General features: G+C 36.7%; 12 protein-coding genes, 1 pseudogene and 2 riboswitches. Of the genes and pseudogenes, 2 read left to right on the forward strand and 11 right to left on the reverse strand.

The genetic code is table 11. The features are described from left to right. Nucleotides 1-94 precede the first annotated feature (94 nt). The 3 genes from BN999_RS18090 to BN999_RS18100 all read right to left on the reverse strand — a co-directional run bounded on the left by BN999_RS18090 (nucleotide 95) and on the right by BN999_RS18100 (nucleotide 4,119). Complete coding sequence (locus tag BN999_RS18090) at nucleotides 95-1,324, reverse strand: CynX/NimT family MFS transporter (protein WP_096273792.1); 1,230 nt, start codon at nucleotides 1,322-1,324, stop codon at nucleotides 95-97. 949 nt (nucleotides 1,325-2,273) lie between these two features. Continuing rightward, on the reverse strand, nucleotides 2,274-3,605 hold the full coding sequence (locus BN999_RS18095) for a DUF4179 domain-containing protein (protein WP_096273794.1): 1,332 nt from the start codon (nucleotides 3,603-3,605) through the stop codon (nucleotides 2,274-2,276). Continuing rightward, complete coding sequence (locus BN999_RS18100) at nucleotides 3,586-4,119, reverse strand: sigma-70 family RNA polymerase sigma factor (protein ID WP_096273796.1); 534 nt, start codon at nucleotides 4,117-4,119, stop codon at nucleotides 3,586-3,588. Before BN999_RS18100 ends, BN999_RS18095 begins: the two co-directional genes overlap by 20 nt. A 305-nt stretch (nucleotides 4,120-4,424) precedes the next feature. On the opposite strand from BN999_RS18100, the gene BN999_RS20915 reads away from it, so the two are divergent. Then, nucleotides 4,425-4,586: a hypothetical protein gene (locus BN999_RS20915; RefSeq protein WP_217988502.1), complete on the forward strand. Its 162-nt coding sequence runs from the start codon at nucleotides 4,425-4,427 to the stop codon at nucleotides 4,584-4,586. Between the two features lie 127 nt (nucleotides 4,587-4,713). Here BN999_RS20915 and BN999_RS18110 read toward each other — a convergent pair whose 3' ends face one another. The 6 genes from BN999_RS18110 to motA form a co-directional block, all read right to left on the reverse strand. Continuing rightward, on the reverse strand, nucleotides 4,714-6,696 hold the full coding sequence (locus tag BN999_RS18110) for a TRAP transporter permease (protein ID WP_096273798.1): 1,983 nt from the start codon (nucleotides 6,694-6,696) through the stop codon (nucleotides 4,714-4,716). A gap of 78 nt (nucleotides 6,697-6,774) precedes the next feature. Beyond that, entirely contained in the window at nucleotides 6,775-7,764 is a 990-nt protein-coding gene (locus BN999_RS18115; protein WP_255247521.1) for a TAXI family TRAP transporter solute-binding subunit, read from the reverse strand. Between the two features lie 254 nt (nucleotides 7,765-8,018). After that, nucleotides 8,019-8,651 (reverse strand): response regulator transcription factor, encoded by a 633-nt coding sequence (locus BN999_RS18120; RefSeq protein ID WP_176482033.1) that lies wholly within the window; start codon nucleotides 8,649-8,651, stop codon nucleotides 8,019-8,021. A gap of 118 nt (nucleotides 8,652-8,769) precedes the next feature. Continuing rightward, nucleotides 8,770-8,856: riboswitch (cyclic di-GMP riboswitch) on the reverse strand. 140 nt (nucleotides 8,857-8,996) lie between these two features. Then, nucleotides 8,997-10,691: a methyl-accepting chemotaxis protein gene (locus tag BN999_RS18125; RefSeq protein ID WP_096273804.1), complete on the reverse strand. Its 1,695-nt coding sequence runs from the start codon at nucleotides 10,689-10,691 to the stop codon at nucleotides 8,997-8,999. Between the two features lie 23 nt (nucleotides 10,692-10,714). Further along, nucleotides 10,715-11,476, reverse strand: a complete 762-nt coding sequence (motB, locus tag BN999_RS18130; protein ID WP_096273806.1) for a flagellar motor protein MotB — start codon at nucleotides 11,474-11,476, stop codon at nucleotides 10,715-10,717. Then, on the reverse strand, nucleotides 11,469-12,251 hold the full coding sequence (motA, locus tag BN999_RS18135; protein WP_096273808.1) for a flagellar motor stator protein MotA: 783 nt from the start codon (nucleotides 12,249-12,251) through the stop codon (nucleotides 11,469-11,471). The genes motB and motA overlap by 8 nt, the downstream gene beginning before the upstream one ends. A 74-nt stretch (nucleotides 12,252-12,325) precedes the next feature. Next, nucleotides 12,326-12,410, reverse strand: a riboswitch (cyclic di-GMP riboswitch). Nucleotides 12,411-12,611: 201 nt separating this feature from the next. Between motA and BN999_RS18140 the strand changes: the two genes are divergently transcribed. Then, nucleotides 12,612-13,547 carry an endonuclease gene (locus BN999_RS18140; protein ID WP_096273809.1) on the forward strand — a complete coding sequence of 312 codons (936 nt, stop codon included), beginning with the start codon at nucleotides 12,612-12,614 and terminating at the stop codon, nucleotides 13,545-13,547. Nucleotides 13,548-13,626: 79 nt separating this feature from the next. Here the strand turns inward: BN999_RS18140 and BN999_RS18145 are convergent. Further along, nucleotides 13,627-13,740: pseudogene (locus tag BN999_RS18145) on the reverse strand (flagellin); the annotation flags it as partial. Between the two features lie 98 nt (nucleotides 13,741-13,838). Beyond that, entirely contained in the window at nucleotides 13,839-14,009 is a 171-nt protein-coding gene (locus BN999_RS20800; protein ID WP_176482034.1) for a hypothetical protein, read from the reverse strand. Nucleotides 14,010-14,066 lie beyond the last annotated feature (57 nt).

Consider the following 14,066-nt stretch of genomic DNA (forward strand, 5'->3'; position numbering starts at 1 on the left):
TTCGCCCTTGACACCACACCCGTAAACCATTGTCGTGTTTGTCAAGAGCGATGGCGGTAAGATTTCCACCATCAAAAGTGTGGGTATTTTATTTTTATGGGCTTTTCATAGAACTTTTTACACTACCAACTAATTTATTTCTACCTGCTCCTAAACCAAACAGTACAACTAATATCGCTACAATAATTACCGTGATTAACGGAACTGTCCAAGCATGTGTCACATCATATAAAAATCCGATAAACATTGGTCCCACAGCTGCCAGGATATAACCAAGAGCTTGAGCCATACCAGATAGTGCAGCAGCTTGCTTTGCATCTCTTGCACGTAATCCCAAGAATGTGAGCGCCAAGGCAAAAGTTCCACTTAGAGCTAATCCGATAAGCGTAATACTAATAAACAACATGACAGGTGAGGTACCTAGTAATAACCCACTAAATCCTAAAACGGAACACACTCCTAGCGCAATAACTATCAGCCGTTGAGAAGCGAACTTCCCAGCTAACATGGGAACAATGAAGCTCGCTGGTAACCCAATAAACTGGGTGAAAGATAACATCCACCCTGCCGACTCCATACTCATTCCTGTTGAATGTAGAATCTCAGGCAACCAGGAGACCGTCACATAAAATAAAAATGACTGTAATCCCATATATAAAGCTATTTGCCATGCTAATGCAGAACGCCAAAGATTTGTATTATGATTCGTTAAGAATGGTGTCTCTTTAGCAGTTGACTTATTCTTATTGATCACAAGTACCCAAACGACTATACCAAGTATGGCCGGCGTTATCCAGACAAATAAGGCAAGTTGCCACCCTAACCCCAATCCACTAGCAAGTGGAACACTAACACCAGATGCCGTCGCAGCAAAAATATTCATCGCTGTAGAATACACGCTTGTCATTAATCCTACTTTTAATGGAAACTTATCTTTAATTACTCCAGGCAAAAGAACATTACAAATCGCAATCCCAATACCCACCAATAACGTTCCAGCAAACAACAAAATCATCATCGATATCGAGCGAACCGAAATTCCAATTAAAAGGAAAAACAATCCCCATAACATCACCCGCTCATTCGTAAACCGATTACCAAGTTTTGCTGCAATTGGAGACATAATTGCAAAGGCAATCAAAGGTAAGCTGGTTAACAACCCAACACTCCAATTCGATAATCCAATATCATCCCGAATCGTACTCATTAATGGACCAACAGACGTAATTGCAGGTCGAAGGTTAAATGCTATCAGTATAATTCCTGATATTAATAAAAATTTATGTAATTGATTTTCTTTGTCTACATGTTGATCTAACCCCAAAGCTGTTGCCCCTTCCGAATGCTTACTGACATAACTATAGCATAACTCAGGTCGGGAGGGAAAATGTTAGTATTCGTTGTTTGGGCAGTTAGGTAATTGGGGAAATCAGACTACTTTGAACCTTCTTATGATGGGTGTGAAGGCTTTTTAATACGAATTCATGATTACTTTTATCCTATTATTTCCTCGGAAATAATCTAATCTTGTCGAATTAGTAGTTTGAGATGTCATACTTTTGGGCTATATATCATTTGGCGTTGGGATTTGGGTTGAAGTGATGAATGGGAGTGTTCTATACATCATTCAGTGTTGAGATTGGGGTTGAAATGATGAATAGGAGTGCGCTATGAGTCTTTTCATACTGAATTTGTGGGTGAAATGATGAATTGGAGGGTGCTATGAATCTTTTCACACTGATTTTGCCGGTGAAATGATGAATTGGAGGGTGCTATGAATCTTTTCATGCTGAGTTTACGGGTGAAATGATGAATAGAAGGACTCTATGAATCTTTTCATACTGAGTTTACGGGTGAAATGATGAATTGGAGGACGCTATGAATCTTTTCATACTGTGTTTATGGGTCAAATGATGAATAGAAGGACTCTATGAATCTTTTCATACTGTGTTTATGGGTCAAATGATGAATAGAAGGACGCTATGAATCTTTTCATTCTAAATTTACGGGTGAAATGATGAATAGAAGGACGCTATGAATCTTTTCATGCTGAATTTCCAGGTGAAATGAAGTATGGGAGGAGACTATGAATCTTTTCATGCTGGTTTTGCCGCTGAAGTGAGGAATAGGGTGACTTTATAAATCATTTCATGCTGACATTGTATGCAAAGCAAAATAAAGAATTGGAGTGTTCACTTTACTTAATCCTATCATGCTTCTTCATAGCATTAAAAAAGAAGATGCGGAGCATACTCATCCACATCTTCAAACGATTACTTCAGATCTATTCGTGTCTCCAACTCCGGAAAGACTTGATAACTTGCTTCATACAATAAGAATTTAGTTTTACTATTTACTGATACTTTAGGATACGTAACTTCTACCTTGTCTCCATTATTCTTAAATGAAACTGCATAAGTATACTCATCTTTTTCTTTATTTACTATACTTGGAAAATTAGGTATTAAGACGTTCGTTTCATAAGTTACAATTGTAGCATCTTTCTCATGTTTAATATTCTCAACCCTAAATTCCTCATTGGATCCAATTATTTCTCCTTCTTTAAATGGCGTGGTATGTTCATTTGCAATGAATCCTTCACCATGCTCCTCTTTAACTTCTACTCCTTGCAGGGTTACGATATAGGGAATGATCTTATAAGAATAAACGTTTACGTCTCGTGAAACTTTAATCGAATCATAAAACCTTTCAACTCGATTATAACCCACTTTTGGATCAAGATAACTTGATATACTAACCGACTCTGGTAGAAACATTTCACCATCTTCACCAATTCCAATTACTTCAATCTGAAACGTTTTATTACCACTTATAGATTTATCAACTAATAAATCAGTACTTACAATAAATTTTAACGTAGTTGGAGTCATTTCCACATTTTTCATATCGAACGAATTTCCTTGGTCATCCTTTTTACTAGGTATGTCCTTAATCACAAGATATTCTGTTTGTTTTTCCGAATCAAATATAAAGCTCCATTCTTCTTGTACACCATTAATTTCTGTTATTTGAAGCATTAATTCTGAATGTGCTTCGATCTCTTTTGTATGTTCAAAAGTAAACCTACCTCCATTTGCTAATAATTCTTTCGTATCAAAAAGACTAATTCCCTCACCTTGGGGCTTCCCATCCACAAACAACTCATATGCAATTTGCGTAAGTTTGGGTAAGGATTCTATCGCAGCTTCTGTTTCCAATCGAAAGGAAACAGCCATTTGATGATTATCTACATAACTCTCTTCTAGTATTATTTTTAACCCTTCATTTTCCACTTCCAATCCAAGTGCTTGAGTATGCCCCTCTATCACCATTCTTTGTAGTCCTACATCACCTTGCTGGTATAGAATACTTTTATTTCCAATATCTCCGCTCGCCGTTTCCTGAAAAGATTGTAACAACATTATTCCGAAAGCCACTACAAATACCGATGCAAGACTTGCAATTATATTTTGTTTTCTAAACATGGTTTGTTTTCCCTGTTTTTTAGCCTTGATTAAAGCAGCCTGAACGGTCTCATCTAGCTTTATATCAGGGATAGGAATGTTATCTACCATACTATTAATCTCATGTCGAAGCTTTTCCATAAACATCTCCTCCATTCGTTAACTTTTTCCTGAGGACTTGGAGTGTTCTATGTAATTGGGATTTTACTGTCCCCTCAGGTTTTCCTATTATTTCAGCAATTTCTGGAATAGAATATCCATAATAAAAGCGAAGTAAAAGTATTGTCTTTTGATTAGGTCGTAAATTTTCAAATGCTGAAGCTAAGTCCATTGACATAATGGCATTGTTTTCCTCATTATTTCCTGTTCGATACCATTCAACATCCAATGGAATAACATCAATTGAACGTTTTATATAATCGAGGGAGGTATTAATTAGAATTCTTGTTATCCAAGTAGAAAACACACTAATATCTTTTAATTTATGAAAAGCTTTGTACGCTTTAATGATCGTTTCCTGAACTATATCTAAGGCAGTTTGTTCATTCTTTACGTATGTATACGCAATTCTATATAACTTTTTCTGTTCACTAACTACCAAGGTCTCAAAGGTCTGCTCGTCTATTCTTTTGTTATCAGGTTTAAATATAGACATATGCTCCCTCCTCTCGCATTTCATTTTACTACAAAAGTTGGCCAACTTTGTAAATACTTCTGCTTATTAGACATTGAAAAAATGCATTTCGTTCCATTAAAAATTTAGATTTGACATTGAGTTGATTTACATTAATACAAATAGTAGAGTTATAGATACAACGTAATATAGTACTACTTTGGAAGTAGTTATGTATTTTAAACCACCGACTTCACTCCGTAATAATAACAATGGAATCTCTATGCTATGTATAGAATCCGGTGAACCTATTTATTTAACTAAAAATGGTGAAGGGAGCTAGTTATATGAACATTGAATCTTCCAATCGTGGTGAAAAAATGATAAATCTAAGAGGAAAATTAGTTTCAGTTGAAAAAGAAAGATTGGCTGGTAAAAAGGGGTACCTTGTAACTGAAGTTGATAATTTGATGAAGAAAGCAATTGCGGAAAAACATCTTGAGAGATAAATATTCTCTGAGCGCATTGTAGGCTAGCTTATTCAACACACTTCTTACTGAAGTCAGTAGAGGTGTTTTTAAAACTATTTTATCAACAAAAAGGGACGAGGAGCAAGATTCTCTTCGTCCCATTATTTTATACCGTAGCTCTTAACTCCATTTCACCACCATCATCAATACGTTGTTTTTGGATGAACCAAATAGCCCCCATCATCACAACTCCAATAACAGTTGTGACTAATTCTGGATATATCATTAATAATCCACCTACAAATAAGACAAGACGTTCCCAAATTCTTGAATTACGAACTAGGAAACCAATTACTGCACTACTTACCGCTATCATTCCTATTAGTGAGGTAGTCAGTGCAAAAATCAACTTCAATGGTGTCACATCAACCAGCACTAATATTGGATTAAAGATAAATATATACGGAATGATAAAGGCAGCTATGGCGAGTTTGACAGCCGTTACTCCAGACTTAAATGGATTCGCCCTGGCTATACCTGCACCAGCATAAGCTGCTAAGCAAACTGGTGGTGTAATATCAGCTACAATTCCGAAGTAGAAAACAAACATATGGGCTGCGATTGCTGCAACACCAAATTCATTGATAAGAACTGGCGCAGCAATGGTTGCTGTTACAACATAGTTTGCTGTTGTTGGTAATCCCATGCCAAGTATAATACAAGCAATCATCGTAAAGAACAAAGCAAATGGTAAGATTCCACCTGATAACGCAATAATACCAGCTGCGAATTTCGTACCCAATCCTGTAATACTAACAACACCAGCTATAATACCTGCAGTCGCACAGGCAGCAATAACCGGAAGTGCAACTCGCGCACCTTGCTCAAAAACCTCAACAATTTGTCTGAGATTCATTCGTGTTTCTCTACGAATAAAACTAATTAGAAATGCAGAAACAACTCCCATTAATGCTGCACGTTGTGGGGTAAAGCCTGCTAATATGGTGCCGACAATAATGATTAATGGGAGAAGCATGAATCCATTTTTCATCATTAATTTTCGGAAACTTGGAAGCTCTGATTTTGGTAGTCCATGAATTTTAAGTTTCTTGGCTTCAAAGTGTGTTCCAATGAAAATACCAGTAAAGTAAAGAATTGCCGGTATGATCGCTGCTAACATAATGGTTGAATAATCTACTGAAAGGTATTCCATCATGATAAATGCTGCTGCTCCCATGAGCGGTGGCATGATTTGGCCCCCAGTAGAGGCTGAAGCTTCCGTTGCAGCCGCGAACTCTGGTTTAAACCCAGACTTTTTCATCATTGGTATCGTAAATGAACCTGATGATACCGTGTTACCTACAGAGCTTCCTGAGACCATACCAGTCATTGCACTTGCAACTACAGCGGTCTTCGCCGTACCTCCTGTGTATCTTCCGGTTAGAGATAATGCAAGGTCATTAAAGAATTGCCCGATCTTCGTGTGCACCAGAATAACGCCAAAGAATAGGAAGAGGAAAATGAACTTTGCGGATATTTGGATCGGTGTTCCAAAAACACCACTACTACGGAACCATAGATTCGTAGACATATCATTCACTGCAAACCCTGCGTGGGATAACACCTTTGTAGGAATTAAATTTCCAAATATCGTATACAGAATCATAATACTTGCTACAATTACAATTGGAACCCCAACCGTACGACGTGTAGCTTCTAGCAATAATAAGATACCGATAATAGATACGATAACATCTAGAGTGGTGTAGCCGTTTATAGTTGCTAGTGTAAGGTCATCATAAAAGATAATCTTGTGGTAACCTGCATACATGGCAACAAAAGCTAAGAGAACATCGTACCATGGAACGGTCCTTTGCTTTTTTTGTAACCCCTTCTTTGCCGGAAATAATAAAAAGATAATTCCAAGTGCCGTACCTAAGTGAATGGCTCCTTGTTGTTGTGAGGGTAGAACACTAGTGAAAGCAGTATATAAATGAAAGACGGTTAGTGAAACACCCAAGAATGTTACTACCCATGCCCATTTACCAAGCTTTATGCGAAAATTACTTTCTTTGTCGTATTTTTCTAGTATCTCTTTGGCATCAATTTGCTCGTTTGGAACGTGCTTGTTTTCATGATTTTCTTTCATCCAACCACATCCTATCATGTTTCATTAGAAAGAAAGGGATCTCCTTTTAAAAAGACCCCTTTCGTATTGACAAACAACTTATTTCGCTAAATCATCAAAGCTTTCAATACCTGTTGCTTCTCGTGTAACGATTTGGATGATTTCTGGGTAGATATGACCGATGAATGCAACGTTTTCAATTGGTGCATCGAAGTCTCCCTCACCATTTACAGCGTCGATTGCTGGTCCATGAACTGTCATTCCTAAGTCCATATTGCCATCACGCATTGCTGCTAGGTTTTCTAATGATGCACTTGTTTCTCTATTCGTTACGTTTATTCCATCAATATTATTATTCCAAACGGTTGCCATTTCTCCCCCTAGTGGGTAGTAAGTTCCACCGGAGCTACCAGTTCCTAATACTAATTCAGATGGTTGTTCGGAGACATTTAATTCAGCTATCGGATTATCGAATTCTAATCCTTGTTCTTGATAATACTTAGCTGCTCCTGGATGGATTGGTAAATCTTCTAATCCATTTAATGCATTATCAAGTGTCATTTGCGCACCTTGTGCATGGCTAATCTCGCTAGAATTCTCAATCATAACCTTTGCTAATTCATAGCCTAACTCTTCACTAATCGTATCCGTATTCCCCATTAGAATGGCATATGCTGTAACAGTCGTCACATCTTCCTCTAGGAAATCATAAGACTCTTTCGGGATAATAAATTCTCTGTAGGCACTATTTTTCTCAATATGTGCAATGGCATCTTTCGAAAGGCTAAGCATCTTTACATCACCTGCTGATGCTTGTAAGTTAGAAATACTCGCAGCAGGTAACCCTAGAATCCCAATCGAAATATCAATATTTCCATCCTGTACGCCATCTGCAGCATCTCCAAATCCTTCTTCATAGGCATTGTAATCTTCAATACCATATGCATCTAAGATAAGCTTGGAGACTGTATTTGTCGCACTTCCAGCCGGTCCAATTGCAATATTCTTCGCCTCTCCACCACAAGCTACAAGAACTAGGACCATACTCAATAAAATTCCAATAAAACCTATTACCCTCAGTTTTCTCATGTACATACCCCTTTTATATGTAGATTTAGCTCCCATGGTAACGTTTTCAACTATGAAAGTACGTGTGTATGTCATGAACGAAATTTTAGAAGCTTACTATAAGTATACTTGTTTTTAATGAAAATTCAACAGTTTATTTAGTATTTTCTGAGTATTAGGACATAGGTAAAATTTTCTACAATGCTATTTCAATAAATTAAAAAGGGTTTAGCCTACTGTGAAATTAACTCACAATAAGTCTAAACCCTCTAATTTTATAATGTAATCCAATTATTTTTAATGGCCTTTATTACAGCATTGGTACGGTCTGACACATGTAATTTTTTCAAGATAGAACTTACATGATTATTTACGGTTCTAGTTGAAATGTAAAGCTCTTTCGCTATACTTCCATTATTTAAACCTCTGCCCAGCTCCTCCAACACATTCCATTCTTGCTCAGTTAGAATTCCTGCTGGTCTGTTTGGCTCTTTGCTTGTTAATTTTACATAATCATTCAATAGAACGGTTGAAAGCTTCGGATGGATGTACTGTTGATCATTAAGCATCATCTTGGTTGCAAGTATTAGTTCACTTAATTCCATCCCATTAAAAAAGTAACCATGAAGACCGTATCGGAAAAGTTCCCGTAATAAAGGACTATCGATTTCTGACGTCCATACTGCAACACGGACATTATTTTCTAAGAAGTTCTCAATTGTTTCTATGATGTCAATTTTGGTATTTAAGTCTATAATTACCAAGTTACTAGTAATCTTATTTTCTAGTGCATTGAATTCAGTTGAATCTAAAGCATTCCATGTATTTTCTGGTAAATTTTCTTCCAGTTTTTCCACTATAATATCACGTACTAAATCTTTTTCCTTAATAAGTATAATCTCAGTCATAGCAGATTCTCCCATCCCATCGTTTTTTTCTTTGTCTTAATGGTAGAAATCGCCAATATGAATTATCCCATAGAAAATGGCTATTCTATAATAGAATAGCCAAAATAATTCAATCCATTTTGGCAACCAGGCGATCATAGTTTTATTAAACCTTAGACCCTTAGCTTTGCGTCCTACCCTTTCAGATAGTTTGCCTTTATCAATTTGTTTGTTATATAACTTTTTTCCTATAGACTATAGTAAACCATATCTAGTAAAAAAAGCAACTAAAAATACATAATATAGATTACAACAAAATATGGTAACGAAGGAAGACAGCCAAATTCTATTGATCGTATACTATATTTACAACTTAAATTTTGCTACTAATCCATTTAACTCTTCTGCCAATTTAGCCAATTGTTCTGAACTTCCAGCAACTTCTTCCATGGATCCACTCACTTGTTGTGCTGATGCTGATGTTTGTTCCACTCCTGCAGCGGATTCTTCTGAAATTGCTGCAATCTCTTCAATGGAACTATTCATTTCCTGGCTACTTGCCGCAATACTAGAAAGATTGCTTGTAATTGTTTGAATGTTTTTCACCATATTGGAAACGGCAGTACTGATATGAGTAAACGTTTCATCGGTTGATTCAATTTTCTCTGTACCGATTTGGACTTCTTTATACCCCTCTTGAAGGGATTCCGTGACATTGCTAGATTCCCGTTGGATACTAGTTACAATTCCAGTAATATCATTAACAGATAAGGATACTTGTTCTGCCAGCTTTCTAACTTCATCTGCCACGACTGCAAATCCTTTACCATGCTCCCCAGCTCTTGCAGCTTCAATGGCTGCATTTAAAGCAAGTAAATTAGTTTGATCTGCGATATCCCTTATAACCGATACTAGGTTCGTAATCTTCTTAGTATGGGAATCAAGCCCTTCCACTTTACCTACAGCATCTTGGACAATTTGATCAATCTTCCGCATTTGCGTTGTGGATGTTTTCATTAAATTACTACCTTCGTTTGTTAAACGTAATACATCATTTGAATCGTTAACAATTTGATCGCCACTATCATTTGCCTCTTGTGTTTTACCTGTAAAAGAACTCATTGCGGATGATAGGTCTCCTGCGCTATTTGCTTGAGTTTCTGTACCTGTAGCCAGTTCTTCCATCGTCATCGCGATTTGTTCTGCACCTGTACGAACTTCACTTGCAGACTGCGTAAGCTCCTCAGATTGGCTGGATACGGTTTCTGACACATCTTGAATCTCATTTAATAATTGACGGATACTGTCATTCATTTCATTAGAGGCATGCACTAGTTGTGCAATTTCATCACGGTCTTTTGTTTGAATTGGCTCTTGGCTTAGATCACCAGCTGCAATTGCCTTCATTTTTGCCAATACTTTATGAATGGATTTCGTCATTAGGTTAGCTGAGAAGAATGATAGGAAAATCCCTAGGGCAATTACGGCGATGCTTAGATAAAAGCTAACTCTAACGGTCGACAGTCCATTTTCAATTATTGATTGTCCCATTTCGTTAATAATTTCTTCACGATGTTTGGCATTTTCTGAGAAACCATTAATAATCTCATCTTCTAACGGCCCCATCTGGTCTGCCAAAATCATTTCCAAGGCACCCGTATCTCCACGATCATACGCTGCAAATGCTTCATCTGTTAAAGTGCCCCATTGGAATTTTTTATCGATTAATTCTTTCGTTTTTTCAGAATCACTTATTTCTAGTAGTTGATTTTCTAATGCAATACTGTTTTCTGTTTGTTCTTCAAATAACGTTCTGTACTTATTTTCTTCATATAAAAAGTAAGCTCTCAATAACCCAGCTCGATTTGCCATGTCAAAGGTAATTTCCTCATCAGCAATCAGTAACGGTATTTGTTTATTGATCATTTCCTCCGCATTTTTGTTCATTTTATCTAATGAGTATAGTGTAAAAGCAGAAAATAAAATAACTAAAATCATGACGAACGAAAATGCTAGTAACAATTTCGCACGTATTGTTCTAAAATTAAGTAAATTTTTCATTATGTTCCCCTCTTTGTTGTATTCTAGTCTATATGGTTTCCGATATCGTAGTTTGGTAGAATCAATACTTCCACACGTCGGTTTTTCGATCGATTCGCATCACTATCATTTGGTACGATAGGTTGATGTTCTCCAAATCCTTTAGCACTGAATTTAGCCGGATCTAGCCTGTCGTTCTCTAAAACTAAACTCATGAAATTAACTGCTCGCATAACACTTAGTTCCCAATTTGAACCGAACCTTGCACTATTCTGTGGCACATCATCTGTATGCCCACTGATTATAATTTGATGTGGCGGGTCGGTAATGAGAAGTTTTGATATCTCACTCGCAATTTCACTTCCTTCATCATTCACTTCAGCAGTTCCCGGGTCAAAGGAAATATCATTCTTAATAGAAATCATTAACCCTTCGTCGGACAATTTCGTTTCTAGGGATTCAGTAAGATTATTTTTAGCAATATAGTTATTAATTTTCTTTTGGAGCTCCTGTAAATTTAATAATTCCTCTTGCCCCTTATCCGGCTTTTCTTTTTTCTCTTTTTCTTCGTTTTCTTGTTCTTCTACTTCAGGAACTGGTATGGGGTGTTCCATAATCCCTTTATCTCCACTTGAAAATTCACTCTTAAAAAACGCCGACATTTCTTCATACTTTTGAACATCAATCTCACTCATTGCAAATAGGACAATAAATAAAGCCACGAGCAAGGTTAATAAATCAGAATAGGGGAGTAACCATGATTCATCAACATGATGGTCTTCTTTTTTGCGCCTATTTTTACGCATTTTCTTGTTCCTTCAAGCGTTCCAATTCTTTAGTAGTTAAATAAGAACCAAGCTTGTCCTGCACAACCTTTGCAGACTCCCCTGCTGTGATGGAAACAACACCTTCGATAATGATTTCCTTGATTTCTACTTCTTTTTTAGACTTTTGTCTTAACTTGTTTGCAAATGGATGCCATAACACATAACCAGTAAAGATACCGAGTAATGTCGCGACAAAGGCAGCAGAAATTGCTTTTCCTAATGCCGTAATATCAGCCATATCAGCAAGTGCCGCAATTAACCCAATAACCGCACCAAGCACTCCAAGTGTCGGAGCATATGTACCAGCTTGTGAGAAAATTGCTGCGCCCTCTTGATGGCGGCTTTCCATTGCTTCAATTTTTTCTAACATAACATCGCGAATGAACTCCGGAGTCTGCCCATCTACTGCAAGCTGAATTCCGGATGCTAAAAATGGATCATTCATGCTTTCTATTTTAGGCTCCAAAGATAGAATTCCCTCTTTACGTGCAATGTCAGCCATGTCTGAGAACTGATGAATTAAGTCTTCTACACTTTGTTCTTGTTTATCAGTGAATAGAATTCTAAAAAGTGCTGGAATTTTTTTCAATGTGCTAGTTGGGAATGCAATCATAACAGATGCTACAGTTCCAACTAAGATAATGATAATAGCAGCTGGGTTGATAAGTGCACCGAGCCCAACACCTTTTAACACCATTCCAACTCCAACGGCAAGAATCCCCAATATAATTCCGATTAGTGATGATTTATCCATGTGTAAACCTCCAATTTAAAATAAAAAAAGCCTATCCTTACGAAAGAATAGCCAATTAGATATCCATATCTATCATTGGTAGCCTGGCAATCATAGTGTAAAAACCTTAGATCCATGGCTTTGCGTCCTTACCTTTCAGTAAGTTTGCCTTTGTCTGTTATGTGGTTGTAACTTTAGACCTATTATATATATCGTACGAATTCGGGATAAGTTGAGAGGAAATTTATAAATGATATAAAGTAAATCCTTTTAAGTAGTCAATAAAGGTAAGTAATATAAATTTTTTAATACAAATATTTTTTATGTGTTATACTAGAACGAAACAAACATACGTTCTGTTAGTTGGGAGGAGATTTATTCATGGATAAGGAATGGCTAGATACTGATAATTCTTTCAAAGCAAGAATCATTGGAAAGTTGCTTGGAGATGGTAGTATTACCATACAGAAAGGGAGGAAACCAAGATTTCAATTTACCCATACATCAACTGATATTGGCTGGAGCAAATATAGTTATAATATGTTAAAAGAATATATTCCATTAAATCCACCTAAATTTAAAAAGACCATAGACCCCAGACTAAAGAAAGGTTTTAGTCTTGCATATTCAGTCCAATCAAGAACTTCGCCAATTAACACTTATCTACGCACAGAATGGTATAACAACGGCCAAAAAGTGATTCCAAATAATCTGCTTAATCATTTCTTTAATGAAGAAACCCTAGCATGGTGGTATATGGACGATGGTCACCTTAAAACACATAATAATAAACCTCAAAAAGTTATTCTCTCAACTGAGGGTTTTACAAAACAAGAAAATATATGGCTTATAGAGTTCTTAAAGGACCGCTACAATTTACAATTTCGAGGTGATAAGCAGAATCGTATTATTTTATATGATCAATTCCAGATATTACATTTCCTATCTTTTGTTTCACCTTATATGCATAATAGTATGTGGAGAAAATTACCGACCAGGTGCGATTTCATACATGAATTACCTAGTAGAAGATCCACTCTATATCTGCCTGAAACAACGCAGTTTACATCACCCACAAAAGAAATAAATCTTTTACTGAGTAGTCTTAATTCACTTATTCTAGACTATAAAAATGGAAAGTTTTATGATAAATGGTTGACCCCTGTATTATCTCATTCATTAATTAGTTTAAGAGGTTATCAGATAGTTTTATCGAGTAAAGTCTCTAGTAATCTCCAATTTCTTTATGAAACTACTGGACTTACATATAGTCAGCTAGCTTTTTTATGTATTTTTCTTAAGAATTCGGAATGCTAATAATCTAGTAAGTCCTCTCACTTAAATATAAAAAAAGAAAAGACCCTAGAGAAACTAGAGCCTTTCTAACTGAATAAAATTAACGAAGAAGTTGTAGAACTCCTTGCGGTTGTTGGTTAGCTTGCGCTAACATGCTTTGAGCCGCTTGTTGAAGAATGTTGTTCTTAGTGAACTCCATCATTTCTTTCGCCATCGTGCGAACATTTACTTTCATAAATGACCAGACTATATCTTCACCCTCTAGTTATCTAGTAAGGGCCGGGCACTTCGGATTCAGATGAATATGCGGCTTCACCTTTCACCTACGAATTTCATCACCATTGCATTATGCTTTAGGTGGTCTATTCTAGTCGTTGAACCTTCTCCAGAGTTTCCTCGTAGGAGCTTGGCTGCTGATTGCCCAATCTTGTCTTTTTTCAAACCTTCACGGTTGCTGTTTCCAGCTACGTTGTGGTAAGACAAGCTCTAAGGGTTTTCCAGCAATTCACCCGGTCGTAATCGCTAACCGTTACCAGTTAG

The sequence above is a fragment of the Paucisalibacillus globulus genome (assembly GCF_900184735.1).
GTDB lineage: Bacteria > Bacillota > Bacilli > Bacillales > Amphibacillaceae > Ornithinibacillus > Ornithinibacillus globulus_B.

Excerpts from the sequence above, each read along its gene's own strand:
- BN999_RS18100 (WP_096273796.1), bottom strand. The coding sequence starts at position 4,119 with ATGTCTATATTTAAACCTGATAACAAAAGAATAGACGAGCAGACCTTT.
- motB (WP_096273806.1), bottom strand. The coding sequence starts at position 11,476 with ATGCGTAAAAATAGGCGCAAAAAAGAAGACCATCATGTTGATGAATCA.
- motA (WP_096273808.1), bottom strand. The coding sequence starts at position 12,251 with ATGGATAAATCATCACTAATCGGAATTATATTGGGGATTCTTGCCGTT.
- BN999_RS18140 (WP_096273809.1), top strand. The coding sequence starts at position 12,612 with ATGGATAAGGAATGGCTAGATACTGATAATTCTTTCAAAGCAAGAATC.
- BN999_RS18120 (WP_176482033.1), bottom strand. The coding sequence starts at position 8,651 with ATGACTGAGATTATACTTATTAAGGAAAAAGATTTAGTACGTGATATT.
- BN999_RS18115 (WP_255247521.1), bottom strand. The coding sequence starts at position 7,764 with ATGAGAAAACTGAGGGTAATAGGTTTTATTGGAATTTTATTGAGTATG.
- BN999_RS20915 (WP_217988502.1), top strand. The coding sequence starts at position 4,425 with ATGAACATTGAATCTTCCAATCGTGGTGAAAAAATGATAAATCTAAGA.
- BN999_RS18125 (WP_096273804.1), bottom strand. The coding sequence starts at position 10,691 with ATGAAAAATTTACTTAATTTTAGAACAATACGTGCGAAATTGTTACTA.
- BN999_RS18110 (WP_096273798.1), bottom strand. The coding sequence starts at position 6,696 with ATGAAAGAAAATCATGAAAACAAGCACGTTCCAAACGAGCAAATTGAT.
- BN999_RS18095 (WP_096273794.1), bottom strand. The coding sequence starts at position 3,605 with ATGGAAAAGCTTCGACATGAGATTAATAGTATGGTAGATAACATTCCT.